Origin of the sequence: Belnapia mucosa (assembly GCF_016775475.1) — a bacterium.
Lineage (GTDB): Bacteria > Pseudomonadota > Alphaproteobacteria > Acetobacterales > Acetobacteraceae > Belnapia > Belnapia mucosa.
This window is the reverse complement of record NZ_JAEUXJ010000001.1, coordinates 538,308-555,365: the sequence shown is the minus strand read 5'-3', so window position 1 is coordinate 555,365 and position 17,058 is coordinate 538,308. Positions and strand designations below refer to the sequence as shown.

Below are 17,058 nucleotides of genomic sequence, written 5' to 3'. Positions count from 1 at the left end.
GTTCCGCCCTCAACCCGCCGCGGCGCCCTGCTCCACCGGATCGAGATCGACGGCGATGGACAGCCCATGCTCCCCGCCGCCGAGCACGATGCCGCTGACCGGGCTGACATCGGCATAGTCGCGGCCCCAGCCGACGATCACATGCTCCTCCTGCACCACGACGCCATTGGTCGGGTCGAGGTCGAGCCAGCCATGCGCCGGCCCCAGCCAGCAGCCGACCCAGGCATGGGACTGGTCGGTGCCGCGGCGGCGCACCTGGCCCGGCGGCGGCCGGGTGCGGATGTAGCCGGAGACATAGCGCGCCGGCAGGCCGAGCGCCCGGAGCGCGCTGATCATCAGATGGGAGAAGTCCTGGCAGACGCCCTCGCGCCGGGCCAGCACCTCGGCAACGGGGGTGGAAAGGCTGGTGACGCCGGAACGATAGGCGAATTCCCGGCGGATGCGGCTATTGAGCTCGAGCAGCCCCTCCAGCACCGGCCGGCCGGGCGGGAAGCTGGGGGCAGCATAGGCACCGGCCGCCGGCTCGACCGGCACCATCGGGCTGTCGAAAGTGAATTCGGCCGCCTGCCAGCCCCTCGGCCCGCCGACGCGCGCCAGGGCAGCGACCTCCTCCCAGGCGGGGGTCGCGGCGGCGGGCGGGGCGGGCGGCAGGCGGACCTCGACCACCGCCTCGCCCACCACCTCGAAGGCGGCATGCGGCGCATCGACGAAGAGCCAGGTGACATGGTTGCCGAAATGGTCGCGTCCGTGGCGGAAGCGCGAGGCCGGCGGGTCAGCCATGATGTCGGCCGAAAGCACGCGCTGGCCGGGCAGGTCGCGCGGCGTCAGATGCAGCAGATGCGCGGCGAGATCGACCGGGTTGCCATAGGCATAGCGGGTGCTGTGACGGATGCGGTAGATCACGCGGCGCCGCGCAACGGCGCGTCCGGGGCCGTCGGGCCGAGGCTGTGCACCGCCGGCAGCAGGCTGAAATAGCGCCGGGCGATGCGGTTCGAGAGATCGGCGACCGCGCCCTCCATGGCGCGCAGCCGCGGCGGCAGGGCCAGCACCAGCTCCGCCTGCATCGCCTCCGCCCGGGCCGCCGCGATCACCTCCCGCACCATCGCCTGGGCATCCTCCAGCAATTGCCCGGCCGCACGGCCGAGGGGCGATTCGGTATCGCCATCCAGGTCGACCAGCATGTCCCGGGCGGCAATGAGCTGGAAGGCCAGGCCGCGCGGATTCCCTTCATCGGCCAGGACGAGGTCGAGCACCGGCCCGGCCTGGAGGGCGGTGAGGTAGCGGCTGCGATAGGTGATGACCGAATCCCGCAGCTCGAGCGCGAGGCGGAGCCCCGGTTCCAGCCGCGCCGGCTGGCTGGCGGCGCCGGGCTGGTCCAGGGCGCGGGCCAGCTCGGCCGCGACCGCCTGGGCACGCTCGACCCGCCGGCCGAGATCGAGGAAGAGCCGGCCGCCGCCGCGGACCATGTTCTCGGCGGCCAGGCCGGCGACGGTCGCGGCGAAGGAGAGGATGGCGCCGCTCGCCTCGGCTAGCCGGTCGAGCGCCTGCCCTTCCGGCACCGGGGCGCGGAGCTGGGCGCCGAGCTGGCGCAGCCCGTGATGCAAGGCGAGCTGCATCTCGCCGGTCAGCCGGTCGCGCAGCAGCTCAGTCAGGCGGGAGACGCGGGCGAGCAGGCCGGGCACCGGCCCGCCCTCGCGGATGGCGCGCAGCAGGGCATGGCCGAGCGCGCGGGTGCCGAGGCCCGCGGCGCCGGCCTGTGCGGTCTCGGCATCCAGCAGCTCGGCCCGGACCAGGCAGGCGCCGAGGCTCCGCAACTCGGCCAACTCCCGCGGGGTCGGCGCGCTGCGGCCGAGCCGCCCGGCAGCGGCGCGCAGCAGCCGCGCCGCGCTTTCCAGCCGTTCCAGGTAGCGGCCGAGCCAGAAGAAGTTGTCGGCGACCCGGCTTGGCAGGTCGGCGGTGGTGCGGCGGATCGCCACCGCCCGCACCGCGCTGCCCCGCGGGCCTTGGATGGTCGCAGCATCCTCGGCCGGCACCCAGACATCCTTGGACAGCGCCGCGCCGCGACCGCCATCGAGCACCCGCGCCAGCCCGCCCTGGAGGCCGCGCCAGCGCTGCCCGTCCCAGACCAGGAACAGCCGCAGCATCACCGGCCGCGGCACCAGCCCCGCCGGCCCGGCGCAGGGGGCGACCGAGGGCCGCAGCACTTCGGAAAGGGCGAATTCATGCGGCGCCGCGGCGATCCGCCTCAGCAGCGCGGCGCGCGCTGGCGGATCAAGCGCGGCGGGGCGGATGGAGCGGATGGTGCCGTCGGTGGCGCAGCGGACCAGCCAGCGATCCAGCCCCTCCCCCAGCTCCGCCCGGGCGGCGGGATCGCCGAGCCAGAGGGTGCGGGCGCCAGGGATGCGCAACTCCTCACCGAGCAGGCGCCCGGCCAGGTCGGGCAGGAAGGCGGCGAGGCCGGGCGCCTCGGCGCAGCCGGTGCCGGGGTCGTTGACGATCTTCACCGCCCCGCCCCGCGCCGCATCCAGCAGGCCGGCGATGCCATGGGCCATGCTGGATTCGAGCTCCAGCGGGTCGATGGTGCGGCCATCCTGGCGGCGCAGCAGTACATCCACCGGCTCCAGCCCACGCAGCGTCTTCAGATAAAGCGCGCCGTCGCGCACGGTGAGGTCGCCGCCCTCGACCAGGGCACAGGACAGTTCCCGCGCCAGGATCACCTGCTCGAACCAGAGCGGGTTGGCATGGCCGGTGGCCAGCAGGGCGACGGCGGGATTGCCCTCGACGGAAGCGGGCGCCAGGGCCTGCAAGGCTTCCTGCCAGATATCGAAGAAGGGCCGGTGCCGGCGCAGCTCCAGCGAGCGCAGGAATTCCGGCATGTGCCGCGCCAAGGCCCGACGATTCTCCAGCACATGGGCGAGGCCGGTGGGGCTGGCGGTGCGGTCTGCGACCACGCGCCAGCTGCCATCCGGGGCCCGGGCGAGGTCGGCGGCATAGAGATGCAGCAACGGCCCCTCGCGCCGCCCTTCCGGGTTGCGGCAGGGGCGAAGGAAGGCCGGATTGGCATGCACCAGGGCGGGCGGCAGGGCGCCCTCTGCCAGCAGGTGCTGCGGGCCGTAAATATCCTGCAGCACCGCCTCCAGCAGGGTGGCGCGCTGGGCGAGGCCGGCTTCCAGCGCATCGAATTCCGCGGCCGGGAGGATCAGCGGCACCGGGTCGCAGCGCCAGGAGGGCGGCGCATCGCCGGCCGGCGGGGGGAGCAGGCTGGTCACACCCTCATCGGCCAGGAAGCGCTCGATCAGCAGGGCGCGCTCGGCCAGCGCCTCCGCCCCGAGATCCGCCAGCGCGCCCAGCAGGGCGCGCCAATGCGGCCGGAAGCCGCCGGCGCCATCCACCATCTCATCGAGCGGCGCCGCGGCCTCCACCCTTACCCGACCCGCCGCAGGTCGAGGCTGCGCGGCGCCTCCTTGGCCGGCACGGGGACGGGCGGCGCCATCGGCCCCGGCGTATGGCCGAAGGGCTGGAAGCGGGTGCGGCGGCGGGCCTCGGCCTCATTCGCATTGACCGGCAGGGTGGCGTAGTTCCGCCCGCCCGGATGCGAGACATGATGGGCGAGGCCGCCGAGGCTGCGCCCGGTCCAGCGGTCATAGAGGTCGAACACCAGCGGGCCCTGGGCACGCACGGTCGGATGCAGGGCCGAGGGCGGATCCCAGGCCTTGAAGCGGATCCCGCCGACATACTCGCCCTGGGTCTCGGTCGGCACCAGCGGGACCTCGTATCCGTTGCAGGCGAGGGTATAGCGTTCCGCGACCCAGCCCGCCACGCGGGCCTGGAGCCGTTCGGTGCTGCTATCCACATAGCGCGCGGTGCCGCCGGCGGCCGGCTCCTCGCCCAGCACGTGCCAGGGTTCCAGCGCGTGCCGCAGCTCGATGGTGGTGCCGCGCAGCGTCACCTCGCCGATCCGCGGGAAGCGGAATTCGAGATGCGGCGCGAACCAGGCCGGATCGAGCGGGAAGCCGAGCGCGCGAAGCTCGTCGAGGGACTCGGTGAAGTCCTGCTCGACATAATGCGGCAGCATGAACTGGTCATGCAGCCTGGTGCCCCAGCGGACCAAGCCGCGGTCATAGGGGTGTTGCCAGAAGGCGGCGATGGCGCTCCGCATCAGCAGCATCTGCGCCGCCGACATCCGCGCATGGGGCGGCATCTCCAGCGCGCGGTATTCGACGAGGCCGAGCCGACCGGAGCTGGTCTCCGGTGCGAAGAGCTTGTCGATGCAGAATTCGGTCCGGTGGGTGTTGCCGGTCATGTCGGCCAGCAGGTTGCGGAACAGCCGGTCCACCAGCCAGGGCGGCGTCTCCTTCCCCGGCTCGATCTTGCTGAAAGCCACTTCCAGCTCGGCGATCGCGTCCTGCCGCGCCTCGTCCACTCGCGGATGCTGGCTGGTCGGTCCGATGAAGAGGCCGCTGAACAGGTAGGACAGGCTCGGATGGTTGTGCCAGAAGCCGAGCAGGCTCTTCAGCAGGTCCGGCCGCCGGAGGAAGGGGCTATCCGTCGGCGAGGCAGCGCCCATCACCACATGATTGCCGCCGCCCGTGCCGACATGGCGGCCATCCAGCATGAATTTCTCGGCCGAGAGGCCGAGCTGGCGGGCTTCCTCGTACAGCACCTCGGTGCGCTCGATATGCTCGGCCCAGGAGGCGCTGGGGTGGATGTTCACCTCGATCACGCCCGGATCGGGTGTGACGGAGAAGTGGTTCAGCCGCTCGTCGCGGGGCGGCAGGTAGCCTTCCAGCACCACCTTGCGCCCGGCCTCCGCCGCGGTTGCCTCGACGGCGGCGGTGAGGTCCAGCCAGTCCTCGGCGGCCATCAGCGGCGGGTAGAAGATATGGATCTTGCCGTCGCGCGCCTCGACCGTGAGGGCGGTGCGAACGAGGCCCGGCTCGCCCTGGCCGACCACCGGCAGGTCCTGCGGCACGGGGCGGAAGCCCTCGGCGCCGGCGCCCATGGTGCTGGTGCCTCGCAGGCGGGCGAAGGCCTGGTGCGGCGGCAGGGGGTCCTTCGGGGCCATGGGATCGGCTTCGAACTCGCCCTCGATGCTGGCGGGATCGGCCCAGGGCAGGCTCTCCAGCGGCAGGCGGAAGCCGATCGGGCTGTCGCCGGGGATGAGGAAGAGGGTGTCGTCGCGGAAGAACCAGCGGCCGGACTGCCAGCGGCGCTCGCCATCCTGCATCACCCGGCGCAGCGGCAGCACGCTGCCGACCGGTGCGGCCAGACCCTGGCCGAAGACGCGGGCGAGGCGGGCGCGCTCCAGCGGGTCGCGCAGCCGCGCATCCTCGGCGACGACATTGGCCGGCAGGCGCTTCTCCCGCCACAGGTAGTAGTGGATGTCCTCATGCGCCGGGTTGACCAGCGAGGGATCGACCTGGAGGCGCTCGGCCAGCATCCCGGCGAAGCGCGCGGCATCGGCGGCGGTCGCCGTATCCGTGTCGTCATCCGAGGCCAGGAGGCCGGGGTCGCGCCAGACCGGCTCGCCGTCCCGCCGCCAATGGGCATGCAGCGCCCAGCGGGGGAGCTGCTCGCCGGGATACTGCTTGCCCATGGAGTATTGGAGCGCGGCGCCGGGGGCCCAGAGCTCGGCCAGGCGGCGCAGCAGCCGGCCGGCATAGCGGCGCTTGGTCGGGCCCATCGCGTCGGTGTTCCATTCCGGCGCGTCCATGTCGTCGGTGGCGATGAAGGTCGGCTCGCCGCCCATGGTCAGGCGGACATTGCCGGCCTGCAGCGCCCGGTCGACCCGCTCGCCCTGGGCGCGGATGTCCTGCCATTGCCGCTCGGAATAGGGCTTGGTCACGCGCGGCGTCTCGCGCACCCGCGTCACCGTCATGGCGAAGTCGAAGCTGGTCTCCGCCTTTTCGGCGAGGCCGGTGATGGCGGCGGCCGAGGCGGGCTCCGGGCTGGCGGCGAGCGGGATATGCCCCTCCCCCGTCATCAGGCCGGAGGTGGCGTCGAGCCCGACCCAGCCGGCGCCCGGCAGATAGACCTCGGCCCAGGCATGCAGATCCGTGAAGTCGCTGGTTGGTCCCTCAGGCCCGGTGACGGGCTTCTGGTCGGCGACAAGCTGGATCAGGTAGCCGGAGACGAAGCGTGCCGCATAACCCAGATGCCGCAGCACCTGCACCAGCAGCCAGGCGCTGTCGCGGCAGGAGCCCCGTGCGTTCCCCAGCGTCTCCTCCGGCGTCCAGACACCCGCCTCCATCCGCACCACATAGGCCGTGCGCTCCTGGATGCGGCGGTTCAGCCCGACCAGCATATCGACGGTCGGCTGCTCGCCGCGGGGAATCTCGGCCAGGAAGGCCGAGAGCAGCGGCCCCGCCGGCTCGGTGCGGCGGAAGGGGGCGAGTTCCTGCTCCAGCACCGGGTCGTATTGGAAAGGCCAGCTCTCCGCCTGGGGCTCAAGGAAGAAGTCGAAGGGGTTGATCGTCGCCATGTCGGCGACGAGATCGACCGTCACGTCGAAATGGGTCACCCGCTCCGGGAAGACGACGCGCGCCAGGTGGTTGCCCTGCGGATCCTGCATCCAGTTGAGGAAATGCGGCCGCGGTTCAATGGTCAGGGCATAGCTGACGATCGGCGTGCGGGCATGCGGCGCCGGGCGCAGGCGGATGGTCTGCGGACCCAGCGTGATGGCGCGCTCGTAGCGATAGCTGGTCCGGTGGTTCAGGGCGACGTGCAGCGGCATCGGGGGTGTCCGGAGAGCGGTTTGGGGGCGCTTACAGCAAAGCAGCGGCGAATGCAGGCCCGGGCTTATCGCAGCCGAGCCATGCAGGGCGGCGTCAACGCGACGGCTTGGCCAGGCCGAGATCGCGGGCGACCCCACCCAGCGCGGCATGTTCGGCCCGGATCTGCGCCGCCATTGCCGGCCCCTCCTCCACCCGCCAGGTGGCGCCCTGGCTCTCCACCACTTGGCCGAAAGCTTCCGACCGGGCAGCCTTGAGGAAGGTGGCGGCGATGCGGTCCAGCCGGTCGGCCGGGATGCCGTTGGGGGCGAAAAGACCCCACCAGATGGTTATCGCATGGTCAGCGAGGCCGAGGCTGCCGAGGCCGGAGGCAGCGGGCAGGGCCGGATGGTCCTCCGCCGTCGTCAGCAGCAGGCATTTGGCGGTGCCCGCCCGCACCGCCGGCATCGCCCCCACGACCGAGCCGCCATAGAAGGTGATATGGCCGCCGAGGAAGGCCGGCAGGGTCTGGCCGGCGCCCTGGAAGGGCACCGTCGTCATCGAGAGGTCGAGCCGCCGCAGGATCCGCTCCACGCCGAGATGCATGGCGCCGCCGAGGCCCTCATTGCCCCAGGTGTATTCGCCGGGCCGGGCGCGGATGGCGGCGATGAACTCCTGCAGGGTGTTGGCCGGAAAGCCCGGCTGGGCGCAGAGCGTATAGGCGGAATGGCCGACGCTGAGGATGGAGGTGAAGCTCTCCGGCCCGTAGCGGGTGCCGAGCGTATGCGGCGCCGCGGTGACCGGCGTGTTGAGCAGGAAGCCGAGCGTGTACCCGTCCGGCCGCGCATCCACCACATGCTGCACGCCGATGGTGCCGCTGCCGCCGGGGCGGTTCTCCACCACCACCGGCTGGCCGAGTTCGGGCGCCGCCAGTTCGGCCAGCTTGCGGGCGAAGATATCGGTGCCGCCGCCTGGATTGATCGGGACGATGATGCGGATGGGCCGGTCCGGGAAGGTCTGCGCCTCCGCCACGGCGGCTGGCAGGATCAGGCAGACGAGCAGCGCGAGACGTTGCAGCATGAGGTCGAGGCCTCTCCCCTTGGGCGCTCCGGGTGATGCAATGCCGGTGCCAGCGCGGCTGGACAGGCGATGCCCGGCGCCCATACTCGCCGCTTCCCGACGGAAGGGCCCGCCATGCCGCTGATCGACCTGTCGCGCGACATCACCCACAAGATGCCGCGCCTGCCGAACCATCCCATGGTCATCATCTCCGACTTCACCACGCATGAGGAGAAGCGGGAGGCGGATGGCTATGTCTTCTCCTCGGCGGTCACCTCGCTGAACATGGGCGACCATTCCGGCACCCATGTCGATGCGCCGCGGCATTTCGACGAGCGGCCGGGGGCCAAGGGCATCGATGAGATGCCGCTCGAGAATTTCTTCACCGAGGCGGTCTGCCTCGACCTCTCGCACAAGCCGCTGAAGAGCGACATCTCGATCGAGGACCTTCAGGCCGCGGAGCGGGCGGCCGGCATCGAGATCCGCCGTGGCGACACGGTCCTGCTGCATATGGACCACTACCGCCGCACCTGGGGCACCGAGGGCTTCATCACCGACTTCCCCGGCCTGACCAAGGAGAGCGCGACCTGGCTCGGCCAGAAGGGGATCATGATGTTCGGCGTCGAGGCGGTGAGCCCGGGCCGGCCGGGGCGCAGCAATTTCGAGGTCCATCATGTCTGCCGCGACATGGGCTTCACCCATATGGAAGGGCTGGTGAACCTGGATCAGCTCGTCGGCAAGGGGCGGTTCCGCTTCATCGGCTTCCCGCTGAAGATCAAGGGCGGCAGCGGCAGCCCGATCCGCGCGGTGGCCTGGCTGCCGGACTAAACTCCCCACAAAACCGCTGCGCGGCTTTGCGGGGGCCCCGGATTCCCTGTGCTCCCAGGGCTTCGGCAAGCCTTCCGCGGCAAAGCCGCGGAAGGACACCAAGCATAAGGTCGGCGTCGAGGGGTGTCGTCAGTCCCCTGCCCGCCAGCGATAGCGGTCGAGCCGGGCGCGGTCGGGCATCGCGCCATGGCCCGGCCCGGGCGGGACCTGCCATTGCCCGCCCACAAGGCGCGGCGAGACGGCGACGGCATCCTCGGCCAGCAGGCCATGGGTCAGGCTGACGCCCCAGCCGACCTCCTCCACCGCCGCCGCGGCATGGGCCATGGCGGCAGCGCCGATGCCGCTCTCGGCAATCTTGCAGGCGAGCGTGGTGCGCAGCCCCTGCCGCCGCGCCAGCGCATCGGCCACCATCAGCGCCTGTAGCCCGCCGAGCTTGATCGCCTTCAGCCCCAGGCCATCGGCAGCACGGCGCGCGGCATGGGTGGCGATATCGGCCATGCCATGCAGCCCCTCATCGACGCAGATCGGGCAGGCGCCGGCGGCGACCGCGGCGGCCATGCCATCCAGGTCGTCATCGGCCACGGGCTGTTCGAGATAGTCGAGCGTCCCGGACGGCAGCGCGGTGAGGAAGCGCAGCGCCTCCTCCCGCGTCCATGCCATGTTGACGTCGCCCGAGAGATGCGCCCCGGCCCCGAGCCGGGCGCGGGCGGCGATGCAGAGCGCGACATCGGCCTCGGGCGAGGCACCCATACCGAGCTTCAGCTTCACATGGCTGAAGCCGGCCGCGGCCCCGACCGCGGCGAGCGTCGCCGCCGGATCCGCCTCCCCCACCATCCGGATCGCCGGCACCGCATCGCGCCGGGCGCCCCCGAGCAGCGCCGAGAGCGGCAGGCCGGCGCGGCGGGCGATCAGGTCGAGCAGCGCCGTCTCCACCGCTGATTTGGCGCCGGCGTTGCCGCGGATGGCGCGGTGCAGGCGGCGCGCGCCCTCCTCCGGCCCCGCGATCGGCGCGGCAAGCAAGGCGGGGCCGAGAAAGCGCGCGACGGCGGCCGCCATGCCCGGCAGCAGCTCCCCGGTCATGGTGGGGGCGCTGCTCGCCTCGCCCCAGCCCTCCTGGCCATCCTCGTCCATGATGCGGACCAGCAGCGTCTCGGCCACCGCCACGGTCTCGCTCGCCAGCCGCATCGGGTGGCGGAGCGGCAGGGCGAGCGGCCAGGGCTCGACGGCGGCGAGGCGGAGTGATGCGGGCATCGGTGCAGCGCAGCATGCCGGGGCGGGCGCCGCAAGCTGGACGCCGGGCCGCGGCTGGGCGAGGCTGCCGGCAAGGCTGCGGGAGGAACGGCATGGGCCAGCGAAGCAAGGTCTTCGGCAATTTCACCGAAGCGGTGGCGGATATCCCGGATGGCGCGGCGGTCGCCTTCGGCGGCTTCGCCGGGCCGGGCACGCCCTACAACCTGACGCGGGCTCTGCTGGCGCAGGGGGCGAAGCGCCTCACCTGCATCGCCAATACCACCGGCGGGGCGCATCAGCCACGCATGCCGGATATCGGGATGCTGGTGGAGAATGGGCAGGTGGCAAAGGTGATCTGCGCCTTCACCGCCGCGACGCGGCCGACCGATGTGCTGCCTTTCACCCCCTTCTACGAACGCGGCGAGGTGGAGGCGGAGCTGGTGCCGCAGGGCACGCTCGCCGAGCGGTTGCGCGCCGCCGGCGCCGGCATCCCCGCCTTCTACACCCCGACCGCGGTCGGGACCGAACTCGCCGAGGGGCGCGAGACGCGCGTGATCCATGGCCGGGAATACCTGCTGGAATACGCCCTGCCCTGCGATGTCGCGCTGATCCGCGCCTGGCGCGCCGATGCGGCGGGCAACCTGCAATTCCGGCTCTCGCAGCGGAATTTCTGCCCGCTGATGGCGATGGCGGCGCGGACCACGATCGTCGAGGTGGAGGAGCCGGTCCTCCCCGCCGGCGCGATCGACCCCGACCAGGTCCACCTGCCCGGCATCTTCGTGCATCGCCTGGTGCCGATCCCGCCGGCGCCCGAGGGACTCTGGACGACCCGCCGGCAGGAGCGCGCGCGATGAGCGGATGGGACAGGCAGCAGATGGCCGACCGCCTGGCACGGGAGTTCCAGGATGGCTGGATCGTCAATCTCGGCGTCGGCATCCCGACGCTGTGCAGCAATACCGATATCGGCGACCGCGACATCCTCTACCACGCCGAGAACGGGGTCATCGGCTATGGCCCGGTGCTGCCGGCGGGGCAGGAAGACCTGCATCTGGTCAATGCCGGCGGGCAGAATGTCTCACTGAATCCAGGCGCGGCGATCGTCCACCATGCCGACAGCTTCGGCATCATCCGCTCCGGCCGGATCGACGTGACGGTGATGGGCGCCTATGAAGTCGCCGCCAGTGGCGACTTCGCCAATTGGAAGCTGGCCGGCCAGCTCGGCGGCGGCATCGGCGGCGCCATGGACCTTGCCGCCTGTGCACAGCGGGTCTTCATCATCCTCGAACACACGACACGGAAGGGCGAGCCGCGGCTGCTGCGGCAATGCAGCCTGCCGGTGACGGCGCGTGGCGTGGTGACGCTGGTCGCCACCAATCTCGGCCTCTTCGCCCCGGCGGGCGAGGGCTTCGCGGTGCGGGAGCTGGCGCCGGGCGTCAGCTTCGAGGCGGCGCAGACAGCGACCGGCGCGCCGCTGCTGCCGGGGTGAACCAGCCGGTCTTCCGGACTGCGCGGCTGCTGGTCCGGCCGCGCCGGCCAGGGGATACCGAAGCCTGCCTCGCCATGGACCGGGAGCCGGAGGTGACGCGCTTCATCGACGGCCCCTGGGGCGAGGAAGCCAACCACCGCGCCTTCATCGAGGCGCGGACGCGCGGGCCCTGGCCGCCCGGCCTCGGCTACTGGACCATCGAGCGGGCGGGCGAATTCCTGGGCTGGGTGCTGCTGATCCCGGAGGATGCGCAGGGGCCGGCCATCGAGATCGGCTGGCGCCTCCGCCGCGCCGCCTGGGGACGGGGCATCGCCACCGAGGCCGCAGCGCCGCTGCTGCGGCATGGCTTCATGACGCTGGGCCTGCCCGCCATCATCGCCGGGATCGACCCGGAGAATGCCGCCTCGCTCCGCGTCGCGGCCAAGCTTGGGCTGGTGGCGCGGGAGCGCGCCGGCCGCTACCTTCGCCATGCGCTGCGCCGCGAGGAGTGGCTGGCATCGCGGGAGGACTAAGATGGCCCTGCATATCGACTACTACGCCTCGCTGAACTCGCCCTGGACGCATCTCGGCGCCGCGCGGATCGAGGCGCTGGCGGCGCAGCACGGCGCCTCCCTGCGGATATGGCCGGTCGATTTCGGCACCATCTTCGCCGGCTCGGGCGGCTTGCCGCTGCCGAAGCGCAGCCCGCAGCGCCAGGCCTACCGACTGCAGGAGCTGGCGCGCTGGCGTGACCATCTCGGCATCCCGATCCAGATCCAGCCGAAGCACTTCCCGGCCAAGGAGCTGCCGGCCGCCACCTGCGTGATCGCGGTGCGGGAGACGATGGGCGACGCCCCCGCCATCCGTCTGGCGCATCGCGTGCTGAAGGCCTGCTGGGAGGATGAGCTCGACCCGGGCGACGACGTCGTGCTGGGCCGGCTGATCGGGGAGGTCGGGCTGGATGGGCCGGCGGTGCTGGCGCTGGGGCGGGAACCGCGCTGGGCGGAAATGCGCGCTGCCGATAGCGAAAAGGCCCTGGCCCGCGGCGTCTTCGGCGCCCCCACCTATGTCGTTGGGGATGACATGTTCTGGGGCCAGGACCGGCTGGAATTCGTGGCGAAGCGGCTGGCGCGGGGCTGAGGCCCCGGCTCAGATCACGAAGTTCAGCGGCTCCGTCACCGGGCGCTTCACCCCGGCGGCGGCGGCCCGCTTGATCAGGTCGGCGACGCTCAGCCGGGCGAGGTGGTCGCGGCAAAGCCCCTCCAGCTCGCCCCAGAGCGGCGCGACCACGGCAGCCTGGAGCCGGCCCTGAGGCGTCTCCGGCGCGGCATCCTCGTCGAGGGCGGTGGCGACGATTTCGGCCAGGCGCAGGTCGCGCGGCGGCCGGCCGAGCCGGTAGCCGCCCTTCGGGCCGCGGATGCTGTCGAGGAGACCGGCGCGGGACAAGGCCTGGAGAACGGGTTCGATGCCGCGCCGCGCCTGGCCGAGCCGTTCGGCGATATCGGCGGCGCTCACCGCCTCGCTGCGGCCGGCATGGAAGGCGACATCGAGCATGATGGCGATGGCCGTCATCGCCCTTTCGCGCCGCAACAGCATTCGAACGATCTCCCAGGGGCGCGATTCAACGCCCTGGGACCGTGATATGCCGGGCGGCGCCGGCCGGCAAGACCCGGGCCGCAGGGGCGGCCCGGGCATTCCGGATCAGTCGCGGGTCAGGGTGGCCGCTTCCGGCCCCTTCTTGCCCTGGACGACCTTCATGACCACCGCCTGGCCCTCGGCCAGCGGGGTCAGGCCGCTACGCTCCAGCGCCGTGGCATGGACGAAGACATCGCGCCCGCCACCCTCGGGGGAGACGAAGCCGAAGCCCTTCTCCGGGCTGTACCACTTGACGGTGCCGCGCATTTCTTGCGCGTCGCCCTGGGGCATGAAGCCACCGCCGCCGCCGCCCGGGGCACGGGGCGGACGCGGGCCGCCGAAGCCACCCCCGCCGCCACCGCCGGCCCCATAGCCGCCGGCCATGCCGCCACCGCTGCGCGGGGCCTGCGCCTCGCCGGGGCTGGTGATCTCGATGACCTCGGTAACCTGCTGGCCCTTCTGGCCGGGCCCGACGCGGACACGCAGCCCGGCGCCCGGGTTCACCGCATCGCTGCCGGCCCGCTGGAGCACGGAGACATGCAGGAAGGCATCGCCCGAGCCGTCGCCGAGCTCGACGAAGCCGAAGCCCTTCTCCGGGTTGAACCACTTCACCGTGGCCTTCAGCTCCGGACCGGAGGCGAAGACGGAAGGTGAGCGGGACATCGGCGGACCGCCGCTGGAGAAGCTGGGCGGCGGTGGGGCCCAGCCGCCCGGGAAGTCGGGTGTGTCGTCGTCGAAGCCGCGCTTGCGGGGCTTACGGGGGCGCCAGCTCTCGTTCTTGGCCATATCGGAAACTCTTCGGTGCTCCTACGGCCATGCCCCTTCCTTGGTGCACGGCCTGCCACCTCGGCACCTTGCGGGCCGAGGTCAGGCAAGTCGCAAAGGTCGCGGCACAGCGCCTCGCGGTCAAGGGGCAGATGGGCGTCAAGGTGATGACAAGGCCAGAAATCCGTGCGCGCTACCGTTTCGGGGTGCTGAACTGGTAGGGCGCCGCCGTCGTCACCAGCGGATCGAGCGCCAGGCGATGCTCGAGCGGCGGAAATGCGCGGCTGCGGCAATCCAGCCGGTCGCAGAGCCGGCAGGACAGGCCGATCCCGACCATCGCCTTCTCCAGGTCCAGCCCATCGCCATAGACCACCTCCGGCGCGCGGGCGATGTCGCAGCCCATGGCGACGACCTGCACCGCCGCCGGCTCGCCCCAGCGGGTCGGCGCGCCCTGCACGGTTCGGGCGAAGCAAAGGAAGGCGGCGCCATCCGGCAGCTGGGCCAGCTGCACCCGCACCGTGCCCGGCGTGGCGAAGGCGTGGTGGACGATCCATTTCGGGCAGCTGCCGCCGAACCGGGCGAAGGGGAAGCCGGCGGCGCTGAAGCGCTTGTCCACATTCCCGGCCGGGTCCACGCGCAGGAAGAAGAAGGGCAGGCCCCGCGCACCCTCCCGCTGCAAGGTGGTCAGGCGGTGGCAGGCCTGTTCGAAGGAGGTGCCGAAGCGTGCGGCCAGCGCCTCGACATCATGGCGCAGGCCGCGCGCCGCGGCGAGGAAGGCGTCGTAGGGCATCAGCAGCGCGCCGGCGGCGTAGTTCAGCAGGCCGATGCGGATCAGCGCCGCCGCCTCCGCGCTCGATGGCTCGAAGCCGCCGAGCGCGGCCTGCACCGCCTCCCCCGCCTCCAGCAGCATGAGCTGGAAGGCCAGATGGAAGCCGCGACTCTCGCGCGGCAGGGCCTCCGAGAGTTCGAGCCGCCGCCCGGCCGGATCGTAGCGGCGGAGTGCCCCGGGCAGCGGGCCGACGATGACGGTCAGCCCATGCCGTTCGCGCAGCCGCTGCGCCACGGCATGGTTCATCTCCGCGGGCAGCGTCGTGCGCATCTCGGCAGCGATGGCCTCGGCCTTCGCCTCCAGCGCGGGGAAATGGTTGGCGCGGTCATGCACGAAGTCGCGCGCCTCCTCGGTCGGCAGCAGCAGGCGACGGCCGGTCGGCAGGGCGATGCCCCCCGAATCCTCCCACGCCACGCGCCAGGCGCGGTAGAGCGCCAGCATCGCCCGGCCAGCCTGCGGCGCGCTGCCGGCGATTAGCGCCACCTCTTCCTCCGGCACCTCATCCAGCCCGAGCAGCGGGTCGGACAGCACCTCGCGCAGCCCGGTCTCCAGCGCCTTCTCGCGGATGCCCGAGAGCGCGGCGATATCGACCTGCAGGGCTTCGGTCAGCTTGATGAGGAGCGAGGCGGTGACAGCGCGCTGATCGTGCTCGATCAGGTTCAGATAGCTGGCCGAGATGCCGAGCCGGGCGGCCAGCGCCTGCTGCGCCAGCCCCTTCTCCTGCCGCAGGCGCCGGATGGTCCGGCCGATCAGCGGTCGCGTCATGCTTCACAGCCTTTTACTGTTTTCACAGATTTTCTGTAACAACAGCGACCGGTTTGCCGCTCATCCGGTGTTTAAGCGCTGAACTTCGCTCCCGCAATGTGAATTATTCACTCGTCCGACGAACAGACAGGACGGAGAGAGACCCATGCGCCAGACACCCAGCCCCTGCTTCGCGCCCGATGGCAGCTTCGGGGGCGACCGGCCGGAGCCCGGCCGTTTCGACGGCATCCGCCGCGACTACACGCCGGCCGATGTCGCCCGGCTCGCCGGCAGCTTCCGTATCCAGCACACCCTGGCGGATCGTGGCGCGCGGCGGCTCTGGCAGCTGCTGAAATCCGAGCCCTATGTGAACACGCTCGGTGCGCTGACCGGCATGCAGGCCTTGCAGCAGGTGAAGGCCGGGTTGCAGGCGATCTATCTCTCCGGCTGGCAGGTGGCAGCGGATGCCAACACCGCCGGCACCATGTATCCGGACCAGTCGCTCTATCCCGTCGACAGCGTCCCCAATGTGATCCGCCGTATCAACAACGCGCTGCGCCGCGCCGACCAGATCGCGGTGCAGGAGGGCGCAAATGGGAAGAATGGGGGCGACGACACCCATTACATGGCGCCGATCGTCGCCGATGCCGAGGCCGGCTTCGGCGGCGCGCTCAACGCCTATGAGCTGATGCGCGCCATGATCGATGCCGGCGCCGCCGGCGTGCATTTCGAGGACCAGCTGGCCTCGGAGAAGAAATGCGGCCATCTCGGCGGCAAGGTTCTGGTGCCGATCCAGCAGCACATCCGCACGCTGAACGCCGCCCGCCTCGCCGCCGATGTCGAGGGCGTGCCGACCGTCCTCCTCTGCCGCACCGATGCCGAGAGTGCGCAGCTGCTCACCGCCGATATCGACGAGCGCGACCGGCCCTTCATCACCGCGGATCGCACGCCGGAAGGCTTCTTCCGGATCAAGCCGGGGATGGGCAAGCAGTACGCCATCGCCCGCAGCCTGGCCTACGCGCCGTATGCGGACCTGCTCTGGTGGGAGACCTCCGACCCCGACCTCCAGGATGCGCGCGACTTCGCCGAGGCGATCCAGCGCGAATTCCCCGGCAAGATGCTGGCCTATAACTGTTCGCCCAGCTTCAACTGGCAGCGGAAGATGGGCATCGAGGCGGCGACGCGCTTCCAGCGCGAGCTGGGCGCCATGGGCTACAAGTTCCAGTTCGTGACGCTGGCCGGCTTCCACAGCCTGAACCTCAGCATGTTCAAGCTGGCACGCGGCTACAAGGACCGCGGCATGGGCGCCTATTCCGAGCTCCAGCAGGCGGAATTCGCCGCCGAGGCGGAGGGCTTCACCGCCATCCGCCACCAGCGGGAAGTGGGCGTCGGCTATTTCGACGCGGTCGCCACCGCGGCGGGCGGCGGCCAGTCCAGCACCACGGCGCTGGCGACCAGCACCGAGGCGGCGCAGTTCCACGACCAGGAGCCGGTGCCGGCGAAGTAAGCCCCGGGGCCCTGTGCCGCGGCGCAGGTCCCCTCCCCCACCCATCCCCGGAGAAGAGGAGCCTTCCCATGCCCGACGACCTCTATGACGACGGCTTGGTCCATTCCCATCACTGGGCGACCGAGCCGATGCCCTTCCGCGGCGACGACCAGCCGATGCCTGCCGCCCCGCCCGGCCTCATCGTCCATGCGCCGGATGACGATGCCCATGACGAAGGGCTGGTCCATTCCCATGGCTGGGCCTGTTCCGAGCGCGGTCGGATGGCCCATGGCTGAGACGCCGGGCG

15 protein-coding genes are annotated in these 17,058 nt (G+C 71.6%); 7 read left to right on the top strand and 8 right to left on the bottom strand.

The window, feature by feature from the left end:
- Window positions 1-9: 9 nt before the first annotated feature.
- From JMJ55_RS02625 to JMJ55_RS02610, 4 genes are all read right to left on the bottom strand, one after another.
- Entirely contained in the window at window positions 10-903 is an 894-nt protein-coding gene (locus JMJ55_RS02625) for a transglutaminase family protein (RefSeq protein ID WP_202823925.1), read from the bottom strand.
- Window positions 900-3,422, bottom strand: a complete 2,523-nt coding sequence (locus JMJ55_RS02620) for a circularly permuted type 2 ATP-grasp protein (protein WP_202823924.1) — start codon at window positions 3,420-3,422, stop codon at window positions 900-902. The genes JMJ55_RS02625 and JMJ55_RS02620 overlap by 4 nt, the downstream gene beginning before the upstream one ends.
- A gap of 2 nt (window positions 3,423-3,424) precedes the next feature.
- Window positions 3,425-6,733, bottom strand: a complete 3,309-nt coding sequence (locus JMJ55_RS02615; RefSeq protein WP_202823923.1) for a transglutaminase family protein — start codon at window positions 6,731-6,733, stop codon at window positions 3,425-3,427.
- A 94-nt stretch (window positions 6,734-6,827) separates the two neighbouring features.
- Window positions 6,828-7,790, bottom strand: coding sequence for a Bug family tripartite tricarboxylate transporter substrate binding protein (locus tag JMJ55_RS02610; RefSeq protein ID WP_202823922.1), 963 nt, complete (start codon window positions 7,788-7,790; stop codon window positions 6,828-6,830).
- A gap of 69 nt (window positions 7,791-7,859) precedes the next feature.
- Between JMJ55_RS02610 and JMJ55_RS02605 the strand changes: the two genes are divergently transcribed.
- On the top strand, window positions 7,860-8,597 hold the full coding sequence (locus JMJ55_RS02605) for a cyclase family protein (RefSeq protein ID WP_236033321.1): 738 nt from the start codon (window positions 7,860-7,862) through the stop codon (window positions 8,595-8,597).
- Between the two features lie 129 nt (window positions 8,598-8,726).
- Here JMJ55_RS02605 and JMJ55_RS02600 read toward each other — a convergent pair whose 3' ends face one another.
- Window positions 8,727-9,848 (bottom strand): mandelate racemase/muconate lactonizing enzyme family protein, encoded by a 1,122-nt coding sequence (locus JMJ55_RS02600; RefSeq protein WP_202823921.1) that lies wholly within the window; start codon window positions 9,846-9,848, stop codon window positions 8,727-8,729.
- A gap of 92 nt (window positions 9,849-9,940) precedes the next feature.
- Between JMJ55_RS02600 and JMJ55_RS02595 the strand changes: the two genes are divergently transcribed.
- Genes JMJ55_RS02595 through JMJ55_RS02580 form a run of 4 tightly spaced genes read left to right on the top strand, consistent with a single transcriptional unit; the run spans window position 9,941 to window position 12,432 of the window.
- The gene (locus JMJ55_RS02595) at window positions 9,941-10,681 is read left to right on the top strand and encodes a CoA transferase subunit A (protein WP_202823920.1); all 741 of its coding nucleotides are present in this window, start codon (window positions 9,941-9,943) and stop codon (window positions 10,679-10,681) included.
- Complete coding sequence (locus tag JMJ55_RS02590) at window positions 10,678-11,313, top strand: 3-oxoacid CoA-transferase subunit B (protein ID WP_202823919.1); 636 nt, start codon at window positions 10,678-10,680, stop codon at window positions 11,311-11,313. The genes JMJ55_RS02595 and JMJ55_RS02590 overlap by 4 nt, the downstream gene beginning before the upstream one ends.
- Window positions 11,310-11,825 (top strand): GNAT family N-acetyltransferase, encoded by a 516-nt coding sequence (locus tag JMJ55_RS02585; RefSeq protein ID WP_202823918.1) that lies wholly within the window; start codon window positions 11,310-11,312, stop codon window positions 11,823-11,825. Before JMJ55_RS02590 ends, JMJ55_RS02585 begins: the two co-directional genes overlap by 4 nt.
- Before the next feature lies 1 nt (window position 11,826).
- Window positions 11,827-12,432, top strand: a complete 606-nt coding sequence (locus JMJ55_RS02580; RefSeq protein ID WP_202823917.1) for a 2-hydroxychromene-2-carboxylate isomerase — start codon at window positions 11,827-11,829, stop codon at window positions 12,430-12,432.
- 9 nt (window positions 12,433-12,441) lie between these two features.
- On the opposite strand, the gene JMJ55_RS02575 is transcribed toward JMJ55_RS02580, so the two are convergent.
- The 3 genes from JMJ55_RS02575 to JMJ55_RS02565 all read right to left on the bottom strand — a co-directional run bounded on the left by JMJ55_RS02575 (window position 12,442) and on the right by JMJ55_RS02565 (window position 15,286).
- Window positions 12,442-12,888, bottom strand: coding sequence for an RrF2 family transcriptional regulator (locus tag JMJ55_RS02575; RefSeq protein ID WP_202823916.1), 447 nt, complete (start codon window positions 12,886-12,888; stop codon window positions 12,442-12,444).
- A gap of 105 nt (window positions 12,889-12,993) precedes the next feature.
- Window positions 12,994-13,713 carry a cold-shock protein gene (locus JMJ55_RS31880; RefSeq protein ID WP_202823915.1) on the bottom strand — a complete coding sequence of 240 codons (720 nt, stop codon included), beginning with the start codon at window positions 13,711-13,713 and terminating at the stop codon, window positions 12,994-12,996.
- 172 nt (window positions 13,714-13,885) lie between these two features.
- Window positions 13,886-15,286: a helix-turn-helix domain-containing protein gene (locus JMJ55_RS02565; protein WP_202823914.1), complete on the bottom strand. Its 1,401-nt coding sequence runs from the start codon at window positions 15,284-15,286 to the stop codon at window positions 13,886-13,888.
- A 145-nt stretch (window positions 15,287-15,431) separates the two neighbouring features.
- Between JMJ55_RS02565 and aceA the strand changes: the two genes are divergently transcribed.
- Window positions 15,432-16,772 carry an isocitrate lyase gene (gene aceA / locus JMJ55_RS02560; protein WP_202823913.1) on the top strand — a complete coding sequence of 447 codons (1,341 nt, stop codon included), beginning with the start codon at window positions 15,432-15,434 and terminating at the stop codon, window positions 16,770-16,772.
- 68 nt (window positions 16,773-16,840) lie between these two features.
- On the top strand, window positions 16,841-17,047 hold the full coding sequence (locus JMJ55_RS02555; protein WP_202823912.1) for a hypothetical protein: 207 nt from the start codon (window positions 16,841-16,843) through the stop codon (window positions 17,045-17,047).
- The last annotated feature ends 11 nt before the right edge of the window (window positions 17,048-17,058 follow it).

Excerpts from the sequence above, each read along its gene's own strand:
- JMJ55_RS02565 (WP_202823914.1), bottom strand. The coding sequence starts at position 15,286 with ATGACGCGACCGCTGATCGGCCGGACCATCCGGCGCCTGCGGCAGGAG.
- JMJ55_RS02590 (WP_202823919.1), top strand. The coding sequence starts at position 10,678 with ATGAGCGGATGGGACAGGCAGCAGATGGCCGACCGCCTGGCACGGGAG.
- JMJ55_RS02615 (WP_202823923.1), bottom strand. The coding sequence starts at position 6,733 with ATGCCGCTGCACGTCGCCCTGAACCACCGGACCAGCTATCGCTACGAG.
- JMJ55_RS02610 (WP_202823922.1), bottom strand. The coding sequence starts at position 7,790 with ATGCTGCAACGTCTCGCGCTGCTCGTCTGCCTGATCCTGCCAGCCGCC.
- JMJ55_RS02575 (WP_202823916.1), bottom strand. The coding sequence starts at position 12,888 with ATGCTGTTGCGGCGCGAAAGGGCGATGACGGCCATCGCCATCATGCTC.
- JMJ55_RS02595 (WP_202823920.1), top strand. The coding sequence starts at position 9,941 with ATGGGCCAGCGAAGCAAGGTCTTCGGCAATTTCACCGAAGCGGTGGCG.
- JMJ55_RS02580 (WP_202823917.1), top strand. The coding sequence starts at position 11,827 with ATGGCCCTGCATATCGACTACTACGCCTCGCTGAACTCGCCCTGGACG.
- JMJ55_RS31880 (WP_202823915.1), bottom strand. The coding sequence starts at position 13,713 with ATGGCCAAGAACGAGAGCTGGCGCCCCCGTAAGCCCCGCAAGCGCGGC.
- JMJ55_RS02600 (WP_202823921.1), bottom strand. The coding sequence starts at position 9,848 with ATGCCCGCATCACTCCGCCTCGCCGCCGTCGAGCCCTGGCCGCTCGCC.
- aceA (WP_202823913.1), top strand. The coding sequence starts at position 15,432 with ATGCGCCAGACACCCAGCCCCTGCTTCGCGCCCGATGGCAGCTTCGGG.
- JMJ55_RS02555 (WP_202823912.1), top strand. The coding sequence starts at position 16,841 with ATGCCCGACGACCTCTATGACGACGGCTTGGTCCATTCCCATCACTGG.
- JMJ55_RS02605 (WP_236033321.1), top strand. The coding sequence starts at position 7,860 with ATGCCCGGCGCCCATACTCGCCGCTTCCCGACGGAAGGGCCCGCCATG.